General features: G+C 51.1%; 21 protein-coding genes. 10 read left to right on the top strand and 11 right to left on the bottom strand.

All coding sequences use genetic code 11. From position 1 onward, the window contains the following. The first annotated feature begins 19 nt into the window (after positions 1–19). The gene (locus TK45_RS11140) at positions 20–238 is read left to right on the top strand and encodes a DUF1653 domain-containing protein (protein ID WP_131258741.1); all 219 of its coding nucleotides are present in this window, start codon (positions 20–22) and stop codon (positions 236–238) included. On the opposite strand, the gene TK45_RS11145 is transcribed toward TK45_RS11140, so the two are convergent. Further along, positions 239–1228, bottom strand: a complete 990-nt coding sequence (locus tag TK45_RS11145; RefSeq protein ID WP_131258743.1) for a serine/threonine dehydratase — start codon at positions 1226–1228, stop codon at positions 239–241. Positions 1229–1309: 81 nt separating this feature from the next. Here TK45_RS11145 and TK45_RS11150 point away from each other — a divergent pair, with 81 nt between their 5' ends. Then, positions 1310–2008, top strand: coding sequence for a tRNA1(Val) (adenine(37)-N6)-methyltransferase (locus TK45_RS11150; protein WP_131258745.1), 699 nt, complete (start codon positions 1310–1312; stop codon positions 2006–2008). A gap of 46 nt (positions 2009–2054) precedes the next feature. Here the strand turns inward: TK45_RS11150 and TK45_RS11155 are convergent, their stop codons facing one another. From TK45_RS11155 to fldB, 3 genes are all read right to left on the bottom strand, one after another. Next, positions 2055–2468 carry a phosphate ABC transporter substrate-binding protein gene (locus TK45_RS11155; RefSeq protein WP_217350826.1) on the bottom strand — a complete coding sequence of 138 codons (414 nt, stop codon included), beginning with the start codon at positions 2466–2468 and terminating at the stop codon, positions 2055–2057. 10 nt (positions 2469–2478) lie between these two features. Beyond that, positions 2479–3648: a hypothetical protein gene (locus tag TK45_RS11160; RefSeq protein WP_131258746.1), complete on the bottom strand. Its 1170-nt coding sequence runs from the start codon at positions 3646–3648 to the stop codon at positions 2479–2481. A gap of 235 nt (positions 3649–3883) precedes the next feature. Next, positions 3884–4402 (bottom strand): flavodoxin FldB, encoded by a 519-nt coding sequence (gene fldB / locus TK45_RS11165; protein ID WP_217350831.1) that lies wholly within the window; start codon positions 4400–4402, stop codon positions 3884–3886. 188 nt (positions 4403–4590) lie between these two features. Between fldB and TK45_RS11170 the strand changes: the two genes are divergently transcribed. The 6 genes from TK45_RS11170 (at position 4591) to TK45_RS11195 (ending at position 12085) form a co-directional block, all read left to right on the top strand. After that, on the top strand, positions 4591–5838 hold the full coding sequence (locus tag TK45_RS11170; protein ID WP_131258750.1) for an EAL and HDOD domain-containing protein: 1248 nt from the start codon (positions 4591–4593) through the stop codon (positions 5836–5838). A gap of 170 nt (positions 5839–6008) precedes the next feature. After that, a complete protein-coding gene (xerD, locus tag TK45_RS11175; RefSeq protein ID WP_254426595.1) occupies positions 6009–6938 on the top strand; it encodes a site-specific tyrosine recombinase XerD in 930 nt (309 codons plus the stop codon). A gap of 81 nt (positions 6939–7019) precedes the next feature. Beyond that, positions 7020–7736 (top strand): thioredoxin fold domain-containing protein, encoded by a 717-nt coding sequence (locus TK45_RS11180; RefSeq protein WP_165490764.1) that lies wholly within the window; start codon positions 7020–7022, stop codon positions 7734–7736. A gap of 25 nt (positions 7737–7761) precedes the next feature. After that, positions 7762–9474, top strand: a complete 1713-nt coding sequence (recJ, locus tag TK45_RS11185) for a single-stranded-DNA-specific exonuclease RecJ (RefSeq protein WP_131258753.1) — start codon at positions 7762–7764, stop codon at positions 9472–9474. A gap of 86 nt (positions 9475–9560) precedes the next feature. After that, positions 9561–9974 carry a hypothetical protein gene (locus tag TK45_RS11190; protein ID WP_131258763.1) on the top strand — a complete coding sequence of 138 codons (414 nt, stop codon included), beginning with the start codon at positions 9561–9563 and terminating at the stop codon, positions 9972–9974. A gap of 65 nt (positions 9975–10039) precedes the next feature. Then, a complete protein-coding gene (locus TK45_RS11195) occupies positions 10040–12085 on the top strand; it encodes a TonB-dependent copper receptor (RefSeq protein ID WP_131258765.1) in 2046 nt (681 codons plus the stop codon). A 41-nt stretch (positions 12086–12126) separates the two neighbouring features. On the opposite strand, the gene TK45_RS11200 is transcribed toward TK45_RS11195, so the two are convergent. The 7 genes from TK45_RS11200 to TK45_RS11230 form a co-directional block, all read right to left on the bottom strand. Continuing rightward, positions 12127–14934, bottom strand: a complete 2808-nt coding sequence (locus TK45_RS11200; protein ID WP_131258767.1) for an insulinase family protein — start codon at positions 14932–14934, stop codon at positions 12127–12129. A gap of 74 nt (positions 14935–15008) precedes the next feature. Further along, on the bottom strand, positions 15009–15674 hold the full coding sequence (locus TK45_RS11205; RefSeq protein WP_131258769.1) for a glutathione S-transferase family protein: 666 nt from the start codon (positions 15672–15674) through the stop codon (positions 15009–15011). 10 nt (positions 15675–15684) lie between these two features. After that, the gene (locus tag TK45_RS11210; protein ID WP_131258771.1) at positions 15685–16545 is read right to left on the bottom strand and encodes a TraB/GumN family protein; all 861 of its coding nucleotides are present in this window, start codon (positions 16543–16545) and stop codon (positions 15685–15687) included. A 76-nt stretch (positions 16546–16621) separates the two neighbouring features. Continuing rightward, positions 16622–17038 (bottom strand): Holliday junction resolvase RuvX, encoded by a 417-nt coding sequence (gene ruvX, locus TK45_RS11215; RefSeq protein WP_131258774.1) that lies wholly within the window; start codon positions 17036–17038, stop codon positions 16622–16624. A 10-nt stretch (positions 17039–17048) separates the two neighbouring features. After that, the gene (locus tag TK45_RS11220; protein WP_131258902.1) at positions 17049–17603 is read right to left on the bottom strand and encodes a YqgE/AlgH family protein; all 555 of its coding nucleotides are present in this window, start codon (positions 17601–17603) and stop codon (positions 17049–17051) included. 53 nt (positions 17604–17656) lie between these two features. Continuing rightward, complete coding sequence (gshB, locus tag TK45_RS11225; RefSeq protein ID WP_217350827.1) at positions 17657–18607, bottom strand: glutathione synthase; 951 nt, start codon at positions 18605–18607, stop codon at positions 17657–17659. A 91-nt stretch (positions 18608–18698) separates the two neighbouring features. After that, complete coding sequence (locus TK45_RS11230; protein ID WP_131258776.1) at positions 18699–19445, bottom strand: hypothetical protein; 747 nt, start codon at positions 19443–19445, stop codon at positions 18699–18701. 139 nt (positions 19446–19584) lie between these two features. Between TK45_RS11230 and TK45_RS11235 the strand changes: the two genes are divergently transcribed. Both TK45_RS11235 and TK45_RS11240 read left to right on the top strand, forming a co-directional pair. Continuing rightward, positions 19585–20703, top strand: a complete 1119-nt coding sequence (locus TK45_RS11235; protein ID WP_165490765.1) for a sensor histidine kinase — start codon at positions 19585–19587, stop codon at positions 20701–20703. Beyond that, positions 20700–21341, top strand: a complete 642-nt coding sequence (locus TK45_RS11240) for a response regulator transcription factor (protein ID WP_131258782.1) — start codon at positions 20700–20702, stop codon at positions 21339–21341. The genes TK45_RS11235 and TK45_RS11240 overlap by 4 nt, the downstream gene beginning before the upstream one ends. The last annotated feature ends 78 nt before the right edge of the window (positions 21342–21419 follow it).

A 21419-nucleotide genomic window follows, 5' to 3' on the forward strand; every position in this document is an offset into this window, starting at 1 on the left:
GTTTATCAGGAATAAAACTATGTCTCACACCCTCAAACCCGGCACTTATCGTCATTACAAAGGTAATTTGTATGAGGTCATTGATGTCGCCACTCACAGCGAAGATGAATCCAAATTGGTTGTATACCGGCCGATGTATGGAGAGCGTGGCCTGTGGGTCAGGCCACTGTCGATGTTTTGTGAGTCAGTCGAAGTGAATGGCGAGTCGCTGCCGCGTTTCGAACGCATTGACGACTAGTTACAGAATGGGCGGTTGTTGCAAATAATCTTCCGCCCAGATCAACTGATGTTTCGCCTGGTCTATATTCCCGCCGGACAGCATCAACAGCACCGTCTTCTGTTCGTCTTGTTGCATACACCATGAGGCGACCGCGGCCATGGACATGGCCGACGTAGGCTCTACCTGAAGTTTCAGCAAATGGGTCAGCCATTGGGTCCAATAGGCGATTTGTGCTTCATCTACCTGATAGAAGTCATCCAGTTGCTGCAGATAACTAAACGTCAGCTCGCTAACCGCTAACGTAGCGGCGCCATCGGCCAGCGTTGCAGGAGAGGCGGCCAGGCGCTGAATGCTGCCTGCTGCCAGTGACATGGCGGCATCATTGGCCATAGCGGGCTCGGCGCCGATAACCTCACAAGCCGGAAATACTTCCCGGGCAGCGATCAGCGTGCCGGACAATAAACCGCCACCGCCACAGGGGGCAAAAACCGCATCCAACTGTTCAATCTGACTTGCCGCTTCTAGCATCGCCGTTCCCTGACCCGCAACAACCTGTGGGTGGTCGAACGGTGGGATCCAATAGCATCCTGGCTGTTGCGCCGCCTCTGCCACCAGTCTATCGGCTTCCATGCGGGTGGCGCAGCGTATCAGCTCTGCGCCGTAATATTCGGTGGCTGCTGCTTTTACAGCCGAAACATTTTGCGCGGTATAAATGGTCGCCTGAATGCCAAATAAATTGGCCGCCAGTGCCACCGCCTGCGCATGATTACCTGAACTATTCGCCACCACCCGCTCAGGTAACTGGCCATTTTCCTGTAACCACGCCAGCGTATTGAGCGCGCCTCTTGCTTTAAACGCACCGGTGCGTTGCAGGCATTCCGCCTTAAACAAAATGCGATGGCCCAGCCAGTCATTGAGCATGCGTGATTCAAAAATTGGGGTGGGGAGCAGGTAAGGTTGTAAACGCGCCAGAGCGTGGCGTACATCATCGAATTTAACGGCTGCCATTTGGTTTATTTTATTCGTTACAATAGCGGGCAGTATGCCGCGCATTACACTGCGAGTCAGCTTTTTAAGGAAATATCCCGAATGTCAGGTGGATTCCGGTTTAAACAGTTTTTTGTCGCCCATGACAACGCCACTATGAAGGTGGGCACCGATAGTATTTTGCTCGGCAGTTGGGCGGAGGTGCCTGATAGTGGGCGTTGTCTGGATATCGGCACAGGTAGCGGTATTTTGGCGTTGATGCTGGCGCAGCGTAGCGCCAATTTGTGCGTGACTGCACTGGAATTGGATGAAGTCAGCGTGCAGGTGGCGCGGCAAAATACACTCAATAGCCCCTGGCCAGCGCGCATTGAGGTATTGCATGAGCGTTTGCAAAGCCATGAAGCACTGCAATACGACTGTATTGTCGCCAACCCGCCTTATTTTCCAGCCGCCGCTGAACACGCGCAACATCAACATATGGCGCGCCATCAGGTGGGGTTAAGTCTGCATGAGTTGGCGCACCATGTTGGGCGCTTGTTGGCCGTTGACGGCATATTTTCGCTGGTACTGCCGCTGACACAAGGCGATGAATTTATCGCGCAGGCGTTGCATCAGGGTTTACATGTGCAGCGTCGGTTGAATATCAGCGCCACATCTGGCAGTGAAATTCGCCGGGTGTTAGTTAGTTTTGGTCGTGCAGCATGCGACCCAGTCATCCAATCCCTGCACATTTATGATGAAAACCGACAATACAGTGCGGCTTTTCGCCAACTTTGCCGGGCGTTTTACCTGAATTTCTGAATAAAAAAGCCGCCATAAAGGCGGCTTGAGTTTACAGAGTGTCACACTAGAGTTTCAGTACCACTTTTACCGAACCGTCTACTTTCGATGCATCGATGTAGCCAATCAGGTTTGGATTGCCCGCTACCAACGCTTTCGCTTCTTCGTCACTGGCCGCATCTTTCGGCGGTGTACCTTTACCGGTGAACACCAGTTTTGACCAATAGGCTTTCATTTGCGTGCTGGACTTGTTCAGAGCCTTCTCATTGAACTCATCACCGATCGCGCCGCCCTGGTTGATGGGCACCGCAGGCGCGCCACCCGGAAAGGACTTGTCCTTACCCAGGAATAATTTAGAAATATCATCCTGAGTGATGGTATCTCCGTTCGATGGGTGCACGATAATGGCGATTTCTGCCAGCACTGAGGCACTGAACAGCAATGAGGTGGCGATTGCCAAAGCTTTAATTTGCGTCTTCATAGTTGCCTCCTCAGAATACGCTGACCAGACCAATCTGGAATAATTTCACATCTTTACCCAGCACATCGTCTTCGGTATTGGTGAACTCGGCTTTAAACGCGACCGACGGGTGGAAATCCCAGCGTATACCTAACGTGTAAAAATCCTCATCCACATCCAACGTGTTCTGTACCAGCTGCGTGCCGCCAGCCAGGGCGTCGAGCGCTGTACCCGTTGGGAACGGCACATTGTATTTAGGAACTAAAAACTCGCTGGAGTCTTTATTATTGCCGTAGGTGGCATGTAGCATCACACTGTCCATACGCTTACCGACCGACACGTACCAGCTGTCCTGATCGGGGAAGATGGTTTTACTCAAATCCAGCTTAGTGATTTCACCGACAATGACCCAGTCGTTGTAATCGATTTGCATACCAAATTCGGCGAAAGTGATTTTGTCATCATCGATGCCAATCTCGTCGGCAATAACAGCGTAGGGTGTCGTTGCCCAGCCAGCCTGTAACGCGGCTATCTGACTTACGGCTGTTCCTGCCGGGGCTTCGTTAAGCGGAATATAGGCGTTTGCCTGGAAATAAGCGCCGCGTAATGTGAGCCAGTCATAGTTCCAGGTCAGAGATCCACCGAACAAGTCACTAAATTTGGTATCTAAGGTGGTGTCGTTAATTGGGGTATCTTTATCATCATTGATACCGTAGATCATGTGCCAGGTAACGAAAGAATCGCCTACCGTAGTGCTATAAATTGAACCGATACCATCGAAGGTATCAAACGGCGCGTCATACACTGCTTGTGGTGGGCGTAACCAGTGGTAGGCGTATGAAACGTCCAGGTAGTCTGAATACAAATACATAGGTGCGCGCTGGCGACCAAACAGTAAACGCCAGTCTTCTGTGGCGTCGTAGCTTAAATAGGCCCACGCGAATTCCGGATCCCAATCGTCACTGCCACGTGCCATCATTTGTACGGTGGCGCTTAGCCCATCGCCTAAATCCGAGTTTGCCTGAATGGCAAATAATGAGCCGGTGGATAAGTCAAATTCATTGTCGTAGCCGCGAAAAACCTGGTCGTCGCCTGAGGTTTTACCACCAACAACTGTGGCAAAGCCCGAGAAGTTGATATCTGCCTGTGCACTGAACGCGAGCACCGAAGCTAGCGCAGTGGCTATGATGGATTTTTTCATACTGTGTCCCATAACGAGTGAGTAACAACGTTTGTCTGTTGCATGTACGAGGCGAGATTGATTTTGGCTCAAATTCGCCTGGTAGCGAATCATCCGTGACGACTTTCCTTGGCAGAACAAACTTATGTTAAGTGTGACGTTAAGTCACGACTTAGCCGCAAGTGTAGCTATCACAAAGAATTTTTCCAATAAAGCAGGTGATGTAGGTCAATCGTTCAGTTAATTTTTAAACGATTCAGTCCAATAACGTGGCTTCCAGTTGATGAATCCATTCGGCAATGCGTGAATCGGTCAGTTCATATTGATTTTCTTCATCCAGGCTCAGGCCCACGAAATGAGTTTGACCCTCGTTGAGTGCTTTCGAGTGGGTAAACTGATAGCCCTGATTTGGCCAATGACCTATCACAACCGCACCGGCCGCAACGACTTCATCGTGCAGCATGCCCAGCGCATCCTGAAACCAGTCGGTATAACCCAATTGATCACCCAGTCCGAACAGGGCAACGACTTTATCGGTGAGGTCTAATCCACTGATTTCATCCCAGTGAGATTCCCAGTCTTCCTGCAGTTCACCAAAGTCCCAGGTAGAAATGCCCAAGATCAATACGTCATAGGTGAGGGTATGGCTAAGAGGAGTATCTTTAATGTTAAATAGCTCAATATTCAGGCGCTGACTGGCCTGCTGGATTTTCTCCGCAGCCATTTCTGTGTAGCAGGTGGTAGAGCCGAAAAACAAACCGACATTCAAAGCGATGGATTCCGTAAATTAAAGGATTTGGTTGGGTATTTTGCTTGCGACACCACGACAGATCCAGTTTTTCAGGCAACTTGTAGGGATTTTGTTAATTTGAGTTAGGTGATGTTCGGGTCTGCGGGTATAGTGCCAAAGAGAATATGAACAACGCGCGGGAGCGCACAATTCGGTGGCAGAGGTTGGATAACATGTTTGCGTATGTAGCAAGGCAGCCCATTTTAGACAACAACATGGAAGTGCAGGCGTACGAGCTATTGTTTCGTGACGGCAAGAATAACTGTTTTCCGGATGTTCTGCCCGATGAGGCGACTTCAAGCATTCTGGCAAGAAATTATCTGACACTGGGGCTGGAAGAATTCAGTGGCGATAAACGTTCATTTATTAACTTCCACAAAGATTCACTGCTCAACGATTTCACCAGTATACTGAATCCGGAAAAAACCGTGGTGGAAATTGTTGAGACCATTCCTACCACAAGGGAAATGGTCGAGGCCTGCAAACGCATTAAAAACAATGGCTATACCCTGGCATTGGATGATCATAATTTTGACCCGCGCTGGGATGTTTTTTTGCCGTATATCGACATGCTCAAGGTCGATACCCATCGTACGCCAATAGAAACCATCGCCCAGCATTTGCCAAAATTTCAGCGTGCGAATATCAAACTGGTGGCAGAGAAAGTCGAAACCCGCGAAGAGTACGAAAAACTCAAACCCTATGGCTTCGATTTGTATCAGGGCTATTACTTTGCTAAGCCACAAATCATTAAGTCGCGCAATTTGCCAACTTCTAAGCTGGCAATGCTGCAACTGATGGAAATTACCGCACACGCCGGCTTTGACTTACAGAAAGTGAATGACATCTTTGAGAAAGATGTGGGCTTGTCATATATGTTGTTGCGCTTTATCAACAACCCCCTAATCAACAAGCGCTATGAAATTACCTCTATACGCCATGCGTTAAATTACATGGGTGAACTGGAGTTGAAGAAATTTATTTCGCTTGTGGCGCTGGCGCGTATTAGTGATGACAAGCCGTTTGAACTGTTGCATATGTCGCTGGTTCGGGCGAAGTTTTGCGAATTGCTAAGCCACGAGTGTAAGGACAAAGACAATCCACCTAAAGGTTTTCTGGTTGGCCTGTTCTCATTGCTCGATACGCTGCTGGATCAGGATATCAATACCGTGATTGGTAAATTGCCGGTGGATAATGAAATTAAAGATGCCTTAATGAGTAAAGAAGGGCGCTTGACCACCTATCTGCATACGGCCAAAGCGTTTGAAAGTGCCAATTGGCTGAATTTGATTCGTTTTTCCAAGCAAATGGGTGTAGACCAACGTCAATTGCATAGTTTGTTTAATCAAGCCATTGTATGGGGAAATAATATTCGCCAGGTGGTGTCGAACCACTTCCCGACAGCGCGAGTATCTGGTTAGGTTGTGCACCTAAGATAGGCCAGTCAAACCATTTGAATAAATTGTGAGCAAGGGACTTGCCACAATACGACCAACCGCTAATTCTGCTGGTTCAAATTCGGCGGCACAGTGTTCCGAAGCGGACAGAGCCTGCTAACATGGTCGTATATGCAAAATGGAGAGATTGCAAAATGGATGTGCGTGCCTCTAACCTTTCAGTGACTACCGTCATGTCGAATAATCAATTACTGGTCGATCAATTTATTGATGCCGTATGGCTGGAAAAAGGGCTGAGTGAAAACACCCTGCAATCCTATCGACGTGACCTACGCCAATTTAGTGATTTCCTCAGTGAGCAATCTATCGACCTGAAAGATTTTGATGATCAGGCCGTCAATCAGTATCTGGCGCTACGCTACGATGAAGGCATGAAGGCTCGCAGCATGGCACGCTTTCTCAGCAGTTTACGCACCTTTGTACAATATCTGCTGCGCGAAAAATTACGCCACGCAGACCCGTTGGTTCAGATTAAAAATCCCAAGCTACCTAAGCCATTGCCAAAAACGCTGACCGAAGAGCAGGTTGATGCGTTGCTGGCTGCCCCTACCGCGCAGGATGCGGTGCAATTGCGGGACAAGGCGATGTTAGAAGTATTGTACGCAACAGGTTTGCGGGTTACGGAGTTGGTTGGTTTACGTATGGATCAGCTTAGTGTGACCCAGGGCATGGTCAGAATTACCGGCAAAGGTGGCAAAGAACGTTTAGTCCCCCTCGGTGAACAGGCCCTTGACGCCATTGATGTGTATTTACGTAAAGGGCGCGGTATGTTGCTCAAGAGTGATTGCGCTTGGCTGTTTCCCAGCAATCGCGGCAAGATGATGACACGTCAGACGTTCTGGCATCGGATTAAATATTACGCACAGGTGGCGGGTATCAGTAGCGAGTTATCACCGCATACTCTTCGCCACGCCTTTGCCACCCATTTACTCAACCATGGTGCAGATTTACGTGTCGTGCAAATGCTATTGGGGCACAGTGATCTGTCTACCACGCAAATTTATACCCATGTGGCGACCAGTCGTTTACATAAAGTCATTGGTGAGCATCATCCCAGAGGCTGAACTTCAGGTTTAATTCACATACAATGAGCCAATATGCGGTGTCAGCCGGTCTTATTTTCGGCAACCAAACTCGGGAGTAGTATGAAGAAGTTAATCCTATTGATTGCCAGTGTGTTCTGGTGTGTGTCGGCCGGTGCGCAACTGGTTACCGATAATGACGATGTATTACGCGACTTATTCGAAAATCAGCTGGGCCTGGCGGTTAGTGAGATTAACCCGGCGGCTATGCCCGGCCTGCGTGAAGTGATCACCTCGCAAGGTGTATTTTATGCCACCCCGGATGGTCAGTACCTGCTGCGCGGGCTGATGTATAACCTGACGGAAGGTCTGGTTAATGAAACTGAAAAAACCATGACCCGGGTGCGTTTAGCGGGAGTGGCGTCATTTGCCGACAGCAAACTGGTTTTTCCTGCCAAAGACGAGAAATACAAAATTACTGTGTTTACCGATACCACCTGTACCTATTGTCGTCGTATGCACTCGCAAATTGATGAATACAATGACTTGGGTATTACCGTCGAATATATGGCCTTTCCCCGTTATGGCACGGAACATCCCTCGTTTAATGAGCTGGAGTCAATCTGGTGCGCAGATAAACCGCAGGAAGCCATGACTAAGGGGATGGCCGGGCAAAAAGTTAAACCCAAACAATGTGATAACCGTCTTGCAGAACAATATGCCTTTGCACAAAGTGTCGGCGTGAACTCTACGCCGGCAATCATTGCCAAAGATGGCAGCCTGATGCCGGGTTATTTACCTCCTAAACAATTACTGCAAACACTGCAGAAAATTAAATAACACTTTTTCGCCCTAATACTCACCTATGCAAATTGTTCGTCGACCAGCGCCAGACAGGGTAGACCTGTCTGGCGTGGTGCATCCCCGCATTGCAGATATTTACGCCAGCCGCGGCATTAAACATAGCGGTCAGCTGGACACTTCATTGCAGGCACTGACCCATTATCAACAGCTCAAAGGTATCGGGCAGGCGGCGTCTGTGTTGGCTGACACCATTGAAACCGGTAGACGCCTGGTGATTGTCGGCGATTTTGACGCAGATGGTGCCACCAGTACCGCACTGTGTATGCTGGCATTGGCGCGCATGGGCTGTCAGGGTCATCAGTATCTGGTGCCTAATCGCTTTGATTTTGGTTATGGCTTATCACCGGAAATCGTCGATGTAGCCGCACAAATGCAGGCCGAAGTGATTATGACAGTGGATAGTGGCATTGCCTGTCTGGCCGGCGTGGAGCGGGCTAATCAGTTAGGTATCGATGTGGTGATTACCGATCACCATTTACCTGGCGAACAGTTACCAGAGGCGAAAGCCATCGTTAATCCCAATCAACTGGGCTGCGATTTTCCCAGCAAACATCTGGCCGGCGTCGGGGTCGCATTTTATCTGATGCTGGCCCTCAAGGCAGAACTGACCCAACGGGGTTGGTTTACCCAGCGGTCTGCACCGAATCTGGCGGAATTACTGGATATTGTCGCGGTCGGTACCGTCGCGGATGTGGTGAGATTAGACGATAACAACCGGATTTTGGTGCATCAGGGCTTACAACGTATTCGTAGCGGCCGTTGCCGCCCGGGGATTATTGCCCTGATGGAGGTGGCCAATCGTCAGGCATCCCGTTTGACTGCCGCAGATCTGGGCTTTGTAGTGGGGCCGCGATTAAATGCCGCCGGTCGCCTGGATGATATGGCGTTGGGCATCGAGTGTTTGTTATGTGATGACACATATCAGGCACGTGAGATTGCCAGTCGCTTAGATGGATTGAATCGTGAGCGGCGCGAAATTGAAAGCGGCATGCAGCAGGAAGCGATTAAGGCGCTGCAATCACTGGCGCTGACTGAAGACAGTGTCCCCCATGGTATATGCCTTTATCAGGCAGATTGGCACCAGGGCGTGATCGGCATTCTGGCCGGACGAATTAAAGAGCGCTATCACCGCCCAACCATCGCCTTTGCCCATCAGGATGATGACATCATTAAAGGCTCGGCGCGCTCGATTCCCGGACTGCATATGCGCGATTTGTTAGATGAAGTGAATACGGCGCATCCGGGATTAATCAGTAAATTCGGTGGCCATGCCATGGCGGCCGGATTGTCGTTGCCGGTGAAAAATCTGCCTGATTTTGAGGCGGCGTTTAATCACACCGCGAAGAAATTACTCGGCGATACACCGCCACAGCGGCAGATTCTGAGTGACGGGCAACTCAGTGACGCTGACTTGTCGTTGGAATTTGCCCGATTACTGAAACAGGCAGGGCCCTGGGGACAGGGATTTGAGGAGCCGTGCTTTGACGGTTACTTTGAACTGCAATCTCAGCGCGTGGTAGGTGAAAATCATCTGAAGATGCAGGTGAAAACCGAAACCGGATTGTTGCTCGATGCCATCGCGTTTAATGTGGACCGCGATCATTGGCCGAACGCGCTGGCCCACCATGTTCATCTGGCGTACAAACTGGATGTGAACGAGTTTCGCGGGCGCGTGTCGGTGCAATTATTGGTCGATGCGCTACTGCCAGCTTGATGCTTATCAATAATTGTCGTTGAAATGCTTTGCCGGTGGTTGTTAAGCAGGTAATCTGACCCTGTCAGTCATCACGGTTTTGTAGTTTGCTTTCCAGATTTTTATCTTTCCTGCTGTTATGTGCCTTGGCCGCCAATGGATTATTTGGCGCCTGGACTAATGGCCGGATGCTGGAGCTGGCTTCATTCTATGCCAGCGAGCATGTGGAGCTGATCTGTACCGGTCGCGATATGCGCTGGATTGATCCTCTCGCCAGTGCCGACGCGGGTCACTTTGTGTTTGTCGATGCGCCTGAGGAAGCACCGGCCAGCCTGCAGGAACCGGGCTGTCAGCTAGCTCTGTGGCAGGATCAGGTTAGCGAGCTCTATTCCGTTCACTCACACACCTCCATACCCGTGCTGGTGCATGGGGAATTTGCGCTGCTTAGCGCGGATGTGCGGGTCGCCGCTTATTCAAGGGGATTATCCCGCGCCCCACCAACCTTTCTTTTTATCAGTTAATTCATCACAAATTAATTCACGCGGCGCGGCCGCGCGGGCTTCGTGCCTGATAAAAAGGAACAATTATGCGCTTTGTATTTTCCCCGCTGACGCTGGCATTGCTGGCAGCCGGCGCTCATGCTCAACACACCACTGATATCACACCAACAGAGAATAAAGATCCGGCAGTTGAGCGGATTGTGGTCACCTCCGAACATATGCTGGAACCCGGTCAGGTAGTCACCGATCCTAAACAGCCTCGTCAGCCATTGCCGGCCAGCGATGGGGCCGATTACCTTAAAACCATTGCCGGATTTAATTTGATTCGCAAGGGTGGGGTCAGCGGTGACCCGGTATTTCGTAGTATGTCCGCTTCCCGTCTGACCATTGTTAACGATGGCACAATGTTGCTGGGGGGCTGTAATAGCCGCATGGATCCGCCAACCGCCTATATTAACCCGCACAACTATGATGTGATCCGGGTCATCAAAGGCCCACAGAGTGTGCTGAACCTGCCTGCAACCGCCACCGTGCAATTTGAACGTCAGGAGCAGCCGATGCAACAAGCCGGCATCGAGGGCGATGTGAGTCTGGTTATAGCCAGTTTTGCGCGGCGTGAATTGAGCACGGATCTGCAGGGCGGCAACCAACAAGGCTATGTGAGATTTACCGGCTCTTATGCAGAAAGTGACAACTACCGCGATGGCAAGGGTAATGTGGTCAACAGTCATTATCAACGTCAGGGAGGTAGCGCAGAGCTGGCCTGGACGCCAACTGAAAACAGTGTGTTGGCTATCACGCTGGCGCAAAGTGCTGGTGAAGCCGCCTACGCCGATCGCAGTATGGATGGTAGCGAATTTGATCGCAGCCAGTGGGGTGTCCGCTTACGGCAGGACGACATCACCCCCTGGTTATCACGGCTGGAAGTAAACTGGTATCAAAGTGATATTGATCATGTAATGGATAACTATTCGCTGCGTACCTTTACGCCCAGCATGATGCTGCCAAATCCCGCCGCGATGAATCCGACTCGCACCACCGATGGTGGCCGATTACAGGCCACGCTTACCCCCGCTGATGGGTGGCAACTGCGCCTCGGCGCAGATACCAATGACAATGTGCATACCAATCGCATGAGCATGAATCAGTTGATGATGCCCCATCAGGACAAGCCGCACCTGTCAGACGGTGAATTTAGCCAGTGGGGCGTGTTTATTGAGAGCGATTATCAGCTCAACCCTGCACGCAGCTGGCATCTGGGCATTCGTCGAGACGATTGGCAGGCGATTGACCAGCGTTCCATGCTGATGAAAACCATGACCGTGTCGGTGATGAATCCGACCTTTGCAGATGTGCGTGAAGACATCCTCACCAGCGGATTTATCCGCTTCGAGCAGCAGTTTGCCGACAGTGCAATGTATGCCGGTTGGGGCCGGGCGGCACGTTTCCCCGACTACTGGGAATTATTAGGCAAGGCCAGAGGGAGCCAAACCAGTCCATCGGCGTTTAATATTGCGCCGGAAATAACCCATCAATGGGACATGGGCTGGCTGGGCAAGACAGACAGTCTGCAATGGGATGTCTCGTTGTTCTACGCCAACTATCAAGACTATGTGTTATTGGATCAACAAAGCATGATGGGACCGGAAACGGTGCGTAACATCGCGGCACACACCTACGGCGGAGAAGCATCGCTGAGCTGGCAAATAGATCAGGCGTGGCGGGTGCAAAGTGCTTTATCTGTCAGCCGCGGCATGAATGACACAGACCGTCGCGATTTGGCACAGCAGGCCCCCGCTGAGCTGCGAATCGACCTCGGCTATACCTCTGGCCAGTGGCAATGGGGCGGTGTGTGGCGCCTGGTCAGGGCTCAGCGGCATATTGCCAAGGGGCAGGGGACTATCGTGGGGCTGGATACCACTCCCACCGCCGGGTTTGGCGTGGTTTCCGTTAATGCCAGTCGCACAGTAGCATCCAACTGGCGGCTAAGTCTGGGTATCGATAATTTACTGAATAAATCTTATCAGGAAGCGCTCAGTCGCAGTGCGTCGTTGATCCCAGGCTTTGTCAGCGAGGACAAGGTGAACGAACCGGGTCGCACATTGTGGTTAAAGCTGGATTATTCAATCTAGGCGGTAAAATTGATCGGCGTGAAGCAACAGCCTCACGCCGGTTAATGCGCTTCGTTTAGCGACGTTATCTGTTTGGCGTCCGTCAACTGGATAAACGGCGTTTGTTGGAAGTTCGCCCCCCGCAACTGAATCAAATAACGGGTGTGTCCGGCGTAGCTGTCATACAGGGCCAATATGTCCTGTAGCGTGACGCTTTGTACCGCGTTTATCAGGCGCTGACGTTGATCAAACTGCAGATGGTCTTGTTGCCAGTCACGTAAAACCCGGCTGAGCGCTACTGTGGTACTGGTTGGCGGCATTTGCAGATTGGCTAGCAAACTGGCGCGGGTGGTGTTCAGTTCATCGCTTGATAGTGCCTGTAACTGTGCACGAAAATCCTCTTTAAAGCGCTCTACCGCCGCAAATGTTGTGGTGAGATCGCTATTTGCCGATTGCAGATAAAAACCACTAAACAACTGCTGTTGAATGGGTAAAGTGAAATATCCCAGCGAATAACCCAGTTGTTGTTCTGTGCGCAGCACCCGAAACATCGCGCCATTAATTAGCTGACTTAAGAGTCGTGATGTTGCGTCCTGTTCCACACTATAGGGCTGGGTATAGGCATCCAACCAGGCCGTATCATTAAGCTCAGCATCCTGTTGCCAACTTAGCGTTGTGCCCGGTGGCAGGGAAAGCATCGGCGATATATAGCGAGGCTTATCGGCGTTCGCGACGCTGAGTCGGGTATGAATGCTGTTCGCGATATCGAGGGAATAATTGCCAAACATCAACACACGCAAATGATAGTTTGACAGTAATTCGGTGAGCTGGCGTCGCAAATCGTCAACCGATACCCCATCGAGTGCCTCACGTAATGCATCGCGGTCAAATTCATCGCGACTGATCAGGCGCGACAGTGTCGGCATCAGTTGGTCAATCAACATGGCTTTGTCTTCGTTTTGCCATTCTTCCAGCAGGGCCGCTTTGTGATTAGCTAAATGAGCAGGCTCGAAGCGCATGGAGTGCAAACGCGTCAGTAGCCGGTCCAGCAGTTCTGGCTGTCGCTCACTAAAGCCGGCCAGTTCAATATTCAGGCCATTATTGATACCCACAGACAGGCTCATGCCCGCGGCGATGGCTTCGTCATATAAATCGGTGGTCTGGCGACCGAGTGCGCGACTGAGCAAACTGGCCACCACATAGGACGTTGGGCTTTGCTTGGTGATGTCGCTATTGAGTTCGATCAGGATATGGCCTTTAGGCTCTTTGAACGTCCCGTTTTGCATTAACACCATGCTACCGTCAGGGTCATTTTGCAGGATCTGCGGCGTATCGCTGAGGGGTTGATGCAATGTAAATTCACCCGGCATCAGGGTGTTGAATGCCGGCAGGGAGAGCGTCAGTGAGCGTGCCTGCTGTTGCCAACTTTGAAGCTGTGACGGGGTAATTTTATGTTGGCTGTACTGTCCCGGGAAATGCTCAAAGTGTTGGTTTGCCTGCGCTTGTGGGCTAATCAGGGTGATACGTGCATTGTCCAGCGTCATTTGCGCCAGAACGGCGCGGATCCGCTGTGGTTCGAACTGCGCAAACTGATAGGGAGACACCAACACGTCCCGGGCGGGGTAGTTGTGCAGCTGAGCGGCCAGATGCATGGCCAGCTGGGCATTATCTGACTCGGTTAAAAAGCGGAAATTGTTTTGCAGTGATTGGCGCAGCTCATCGGCATAGGCTTGCTGGATCCCCTGTTGTGAGATCAATTGCAGGTAATTAAACACGGCGCCGACAATCCGCTCTGGTTGTTGTGCTCCGGCCAGGGTGAGATCGGCGAAAATGCTGAAATTGCCTGCGTTACCATATTGAGCCGGTTCCACATCCGCATACAGGGCCTCAACCAGTCCTTGTTCGCGCAACGTGGCGGCCAGAGTGCCGGGCATTTCGCTGTTGAGCAGGTAGGTTATGTAGTGGTTGGGTTTATAGCGATATTCTGCCTGATTGTTATTAATCACAAACGAGATACGCAACTGACGCATGTCTGCCTGAGGCTGGTAAGTCAGCCATTTAGCCCCGGTGTTTGTGTCTAATGCAGGCGGTAAAGGCGTGCTATGACGCTCCCGGCCTGATGGGATGGGCGTAAAGAAACGTTCAGCCAGTACGATTTGCTGATCGAGACTGCGTGGGCTGATTAGCACGGCCTGCATTTGATTGGCGCGGTAATAGGTATGGTAAAAGTCCACCAGTGCCTGATGTAAGGTGGCATTTTTGCTGTCCTGTAGGGTTTGCAGGTTACCCCAGCTGAACCGATGCGCCGGGTGCGCTGGTGCCAGCGTCCGCTCATCCAGTCTGGCCAGAATCACCCAGTCATCGCTGCGTTTCATCCGCCATTCAGCGTCTACGGCATGACGCTCTTTGTCTGTATATGCAGGATCCAGCGTCGCCTGCCAGAAGAAGCGTGAAAACCGATCCAGTGCCAGTTCGAAACTGGCATCATCCACAGAGACCATAAAATTAGTTTGTTGATTATCTGTGTAGGCGTTGAGGTTGCCGCCACTTTGATTAACAAACTCAGCGTAGTCGCCGGCTTGAGGATATTTTTCAGAGCCGAGGAACAACATGTGTTCCAGTAAATGGGCGAGTCCCGGAAACTCGGCTGGCTCATCGAATGAGCCTGCTGCAACAGACAATGCAACGCTGGATTTTACTGCATCAGGATCGCTGATTAACAACACTGACAGGCCGTTTGGCAAGGTATGCAGTCGATAGCTGCGGCTATCATTGGGGCTTTTTACAATGTCTGGTGGTGGAGACTGACAGGCAGACATGCACAGTGAAAGCAGGCTGACTAATGCCACTAAAACAACACGGCTAATCATTTATTCGTTCCGTCGATTCACTGCAATCTAGATAGGAGCCAGATAGTAACCGGCCAACGCGCACAAGTCATGGGTTAGGCGACAATTTCACCCACGTGGTAGTGAGTCAGAACCTCATTTTCTTTGCTACTTTGGTGCGCCCATTGTCGCATGGCAGGCAAATTCAGTAATTTCTTGCAGTATTGCTGCGCATGCGGGGATAGTGGCAAATCGTAGGATTGGCAACGAAATGCCACCGGTGCAAAGAAGCAGTCGGCAATACTGAATTGATCGAATAACCATCCGGTGGCGCTGTACGCGGCACATTCCGACCAGATTTCGTCAATTCGTTGCAGATCCTTACGCAATGCCTCAGTCATTTCAACCGAGCGATGCTCGCGCACATTCATCGGGCATTGTTGGCGTAATGCCATAAAACCACTATGCATTTCCGCACATAAGGAGCGAGCCTGAGCCCGTTGCATGGGCTCATCCGGCCAGCCGGTATTTTTCAGAAATACTTCGCTGATGTACTCGCAGATAGCCAGAGAATCCCAGATGATACTGCTGTTATGCAGTAACACGGGCACTTTTCCCACGGGTGAATAGCTCTGCAGCCGATCGCGCAGGCCTTGCGGAGTGAGGGACACTGACGTTTCCTCGAAGTCGATATTAAAGTGAGTCAGCAATAGCCATGGACGCAGCGACCAGCTGGAATAATTTTTATTGCCAATAACCAGGGTGGGGGCGGCGGGTAACATGCGGTCTCCGTTAATGGACTTCTTCGAGCTGGTAACCCAGCTGCAAAAATTGATTTAATAAGCCATCCGGTCCGCTTAAATGCAGCGCACCAACCATTACAAACTCTATTTCATCGGTGGTTAAATATTCTTGCAGCGTTGGCATCCATGCATCATTACGATTTTTAATGATGACGTCATACACCTGTGGAAACGTCTGGCGCATATCGGCCAGCAGATCCTTATCCATGCGTTGGAAATTTCCCTCACGCCATGCGCTGGTGACTATCGCCAGTGTTGCCGGCAAATTTTCCACGTCATCCAGGGTATAACGCATAAAGGCATCTTCATTGCCTTCGCCCATGGAGGCCAAAAAGCCCAGCTGTTGCATCGGAGTTTCTAAAAATGCGACCTGTTTGCTTTCTTTGCGTGCTTTGCCGAGAAAATAGCTGTCCACCCCCTGTTGACCAAAGCCAAGGCGCTGGGACTCTCCAATGGTAAGAATCACTGCCAGCATTGCTGGTTTAAACGGTAGCAATTGTTCCACCGCCATGCCGCGCTGGGTCATAAAGTTGATCACCGCCTGACTGGTCTCGGGACTGAGTTTATCGCGAAATGTGCTGCCGTCCTGATAGGTCAGCATTTGCATCATTTTACCCTGCATATCCGGTTGCTGCAGTTCCTGCTCATCCGCTTCAAAAACAAAAATGTCAGCATTTTTGTAAGCATTTTCAAATGCTTGCGGTAACGGGAAGTCACTCTTTTGCAGCAGGTGCATTGTGCCGCCAAGGTAAAGTGAGTGCTCACCTTTGCTGACTTTCCACACTGGCGACTCGGCACATAAGTGCGCGCTGAATAATAAAAGGGAGAGGGTAGATAAGACCGTTTTCATATTCCGTTCCCTGGTATACGACTGGTCGTAGAGTAATCAATCTGGTCAAAATTTACCAGTGACAATTTTGCGTCAATCAGCCTTCATCCATGTAGCTCTGCAGGATGATACACGCAGCCACACTGTCGACTTTCTGTTTGCCAAGTTTTTTAAAGCCGCCCAGTTCAAACAGGGTGGCGCGGGCATCGGCGCTGGTCAGGCGTTCATCACAGTGTGCGACCGGCAAACCAAAGCGACCATGCAAGCGGCCGGCGAATTTTCGTGCCAGGTCCGTAAGTGGTTGATCGCTACCATCCATATTCAGCGGTAGACCCACTACCAGCTGGTCGGGTTGCCAGGTTTTGAGCAGATTAGCTATCAGATCCCAATCTGGGATCCCATCGCGGGCTTTTAACGCATCCAGCGGTGCGGCTGTACCGGTAATACGCTGCCCGACCGCGACGCCAATACTTTTGGTGCCAAAATCAAAACCTAACAGGGTGTTACTACTCAACGTGATGTCCTTATGCGTTACCGGCACTGGCCAGTTGCCAGGGCTCAATTCCCAGTTTGTGCAGGGCTTTGTCCCATTTCAGGTGAACGGGTGTTTCAAAAAGTAATTCGGTATCCGCTTCCACAATCAGCCAGGAGTTTTGTTGAATTTCACTTTCCAGCTGTCCAGCGCTCCAACCGGCATAACCGAGCGCGACAATAGTATTTTGTGGGCAGTTATCTGTGGCTAAATCTTCCAGAATATCCCTTGATGTGGTGACCATAATGTCTGAATTTAAAGACAGACTAGAGCTGTACCCAGGTTTTGGGGTGTGCAGGATAAAGCCACGCTCCTGATTGACCGGCCCGCCTGCCATTACCAGATGCTCACCACGCTGTTGGTCAATCGGACCTTCGATCTTGGTCAGGTGTAATAACTCTTTGACTGTCATACCGGCCGGCTGGTTGATCACAATGCCCATGGCGCCCTGTTCGTTGTGCTCACAGATATAGGTCAGTGACCGCTTGAAAAACGCATCCTGCAGGCTGGGCATAGCAATCAGAAAATGGTTTTCCAGACTATTCATCATCAAATCTCGTTGATTAACACCCCCAGAGTATGGGGGTGAGTCGTCAGTTTTCAATGTGATAAACGTTTTTCAATGGCGTCAAACAGCTTGGCCATGATGCTGATGGGGTACGCCGCTTCGATTTCGCGCACGCAGGTGGGGCTGGTGACATTTATTTCCGTGACGCGGTCACCGATGACATCCAGACCGACGAAGATAAGACCTTTTTCAACCAGCAAAGGTGCGATGCGTTCTGCCAGTGCCCGGTCTGAGTCGCTGAGCGGCTGTGGTCTGGCACTGCCACCTGCGGCCAGATTACCGCGGTTTTCGCCCTGCTTGGGTAACCGTGCCAGGCAATAGGGCATGACCTCACCATCGACGATGAGCACACGCTTGTCGCCTTCACTGATTGCCGGTAAGTAACGTTGAATCATGGCATACCGGTTACCGTGAGCCGTAAGGGTTTCGATAATCACGCCGAGATTATTGCCATCGGCTTTGACCCGGAAAATGGCACTGCCGCCCATACCATCGAGCGGCTTACAGATAATATCCTGATGTTCGGTATGAAAGGCGCGAATAGTATCGCTGCAACGGGTGACAATCGTCGGTGGACATAAATCGGCAAACCATGTGGCAAACAGTTTTTCGTTACAATCGCGCAGGCTTTGCGGTTTATTCACCACTAACGTGCCAGCTCGCTCGGCCAGTTCGAGAATTTGGGTGGCGTAAATAAATTCCTGATCGACCGGTGGATCTTTGCGCATCAGGATGACATCCAGCTCACTCAATGGCATCACCTGAGTGTCACTGAGGGTATACCAGTCGTCAGTATTGTCGCGCACGCTGACTTCGCGCAATTTACCCATGGCTACGCCGTTATCGATGTAGATATCGGCCATTTCCATATAAAACAGCTGATAGCCGCGGCGCTGTGCCTCTAGCAACATGGCAAAGCTGGTGTCTTTTTTGGTATTGATGTGGCTGATGGGATCCATCAGCATCCCGAGTTTTATACTCACAGGTTGGCCCGCTATCGGATATCGTTGTGCTCAATGTAAGGCCTGTACGGCAGGAATCAAGTCCTGCCGTGAGGTGAATATGCCTGGTAACTCAGTGATTCATGGCGAGTTGTGGGCGGCGACGCTTGGTAAAGCGATAAATAGCCCACCAGCTTAACGGTACCCCAATCGCACTGGGAATAATCCAGCTGGCCAGTTGCAACTCCGGAAAACCCGCCAGCAAAGTGCGACCGCCAAAGGCAAAGAATGCCGTATAGGCTGCAACCCCGGAACCTGTCACTGCACTGATATGTTCGGCTAACCAGGCTTTGGCTGAGGTTTGCTTACGAAACACATACCACAGGGTATTGAAGCCGTTAAATAGCGCGATGGGCGCGAAAATTTTACCCAACATAAAATTACCCTCAATGGCCTGTTGCAAGCCCAGCGCCCCGGCAACGATCAGCGCCATCGGTACACTCAGGTAACGCAGGTTACGCAGCGGGGCTCGACTCTGTTTGCACTGTAATACCGCGTTGGCGTGACGAATATTGTGCCAGGACAGCAGGCTTAACATCAGCAGAAACATGGACTGGCCATGCATCACTCGTTCGAACCGCTCTGCGCTGCTAAAACGCTCCAGCAGATGTCCGTTAACTTCGTATGGGAAACTCAATACCAGTAACGAGGCAACCACGCCGCTGATGGCGGTAAAGGTCATGGCAAAGGTAAACCAGCGTCCCGCTTTGGCGTGTAACGGGCCACCTTTGCGGCTAAATACCGGTAACCAAAACAACAGCAGCGATGCGCTGCCGGTAACAATGTGTCCTTTAACAATCAGGCTGTGTAGCAATTCCATAATCATGCTCCTCATTCAAGTTGCAGCCAGATTAGGTCATTGCAGATGGATAAATCAGTGCCAGAAGTCACGACCTGAAAAATGACTTTTGGCCTATTGGCTTGCGTCCGTTTTCACGCATAATGGGCAAATGAAGTATTTGAAATCATTAACAATTGAGCAGCTGGTTGCGACACTAACCTGGAGTCTGGTAAGTGGCTCCGCGGTCTATTTCGGTATTCAGCGCTTCGGATTTGACCACTGGCGGCTGCATCTTAGCATGCTGTTGATGGGCTTTATTTTATTGGCGTTTTTACGCGTTACCTCCCACAAGCCGCTCAGCAATGCAGGACGTTATGCGCTGCTGGCCGTGCATCTGGTGTCAGCCTTCGGGCTTTACTGGCTGTTGCCGTTTAATCACCTGGCTATCTTTGTGGTGTTGTGGTCTGCAGTGGTGCCGTATTTTCTGCCATGGCACTGGTGTGTGCGACTGTCACCGCTTGTGGCCGCACCCCTGTGGCTGAGCTTTGGCTACTATTGGGAGCAGCAAAATGCCTGGCTCAGCGCGTTGCTGTTCTGGACGTTTAATCTGTTTGCCATGGCCATGAGTCGTGCTTTGATCCGGGAAGCGGATGCCAGACAACAGGCCGATGAGCTTAATCGTGAGTTGTTAGCCACGCAGTCGCTGCTGGAAACCGCCACCCGGCAGGGCGAGCGCTTGCGCATTGCGCGCAATATTCACGATTTACTCGGTCATCACCTTACCGCCCTGTGTATTAACTTGCAGGTTGCTCAGCACAAAACCAGCGGCGAGGCGCAGCAACAGGTCAGTCGTTGTTATTCGCTGGCAAAATTACTGTTGAGTGATGTACGTGAAGCGGTGTCGGATATTCGCGAAAATGCCGATCTCAAGTGGCAAAACGCGATTGAGGTGATGTTTGCTCAGGTGCCGATGCTTAAGCTGGATTTGCAGGTGACACCGCACACGGAAGTGAACGATCTGGGTCAGGCGGAAACTTTGCTGCGCTGCGTACAGGAAAGTCTGACCAATACATTGCGCCATAGTCAGGCCTCGCAGATGTGGCTTATCCTGACACAGACTGCTGAAGGACTTGCCCTGACCATCAAAGATGATGGCCATTGCCCGGCAAACTGGCAGGAGGGTAACGGTTTGACTGGCATGCGGGAGCGTGTTGGCGCAGTTGGCGGCACGATCTCCTTTAGTGGTGATGCACAGGGATTTGTCACACAGATTAATTTGCCGGAGTGCACTGTATGATCAACGTGATGTTAGTGGAAGATCAGATGCTGGTGCGCGAAGGGATACGATCGCTGCTTGGCTTGTCCGATCGGGTCAAGGTTGTATGTGAGTGCAGTGACGGTAGTGAGGTCGTCGATGCGCTCGCGACCCATGATGTCGATGTGATCCTGATGGATATTCGCATGCCCAAACAAAATGGTATTCAGGCATTGCAGGCGATGCAGACCACCGGCCTGACACACCCGGTGATTATTCTGACTACCTTCGATGACCATCAGTTGGTGATGCAGGCCATGCAATATGGGGCGCGGGGCTACCTGCTCAAAGATGTATCGCTGGACACCCTGGTCGAAGCCATCGTTGATGTGCAGCAAGGTAAAACGCTGATTCAGCCCAGCGTCACTGAAAAAGTCCTGCAGGGATTGCGTGGTCTGCCTACCGAATTTGAATCTTTTGATCAGCCCGAGGCACTATCCGAAAAAGAATGTGAGGTGCTGCGTTTGATTGCTGCCGGATACAGTAATCAGGAAATCGCCGAAGCCATGTACAAGTCCACTGGCACGGTAAAAAATCAGGTGTCTGCGATAATGGCTAAATTGGGCGTGCGCGACCGCACCCGGGCAGTATTAAAAGCGCTGGAACTGGGCTGGTTATAAAAGCAGCATTGCGTTCTGCAAAAATCCAAGTAGTCTGTGAATAAAATATTTCCAAAAATAAAGCTTGGGGGAATAGTT

Source organism: Bowmanella sp. JS7-9 (genome assembly GCF_004329715.1).
In the GTDB taxonomy this organism is placed as follows: domain Bacteria; phylum Pseudomonadota; class Gammaproteobacteria; order Enterobacterales; family Alteromonadaceae; genus Pseudobowmanella; species Pseudobowmanella zhangzhouensis.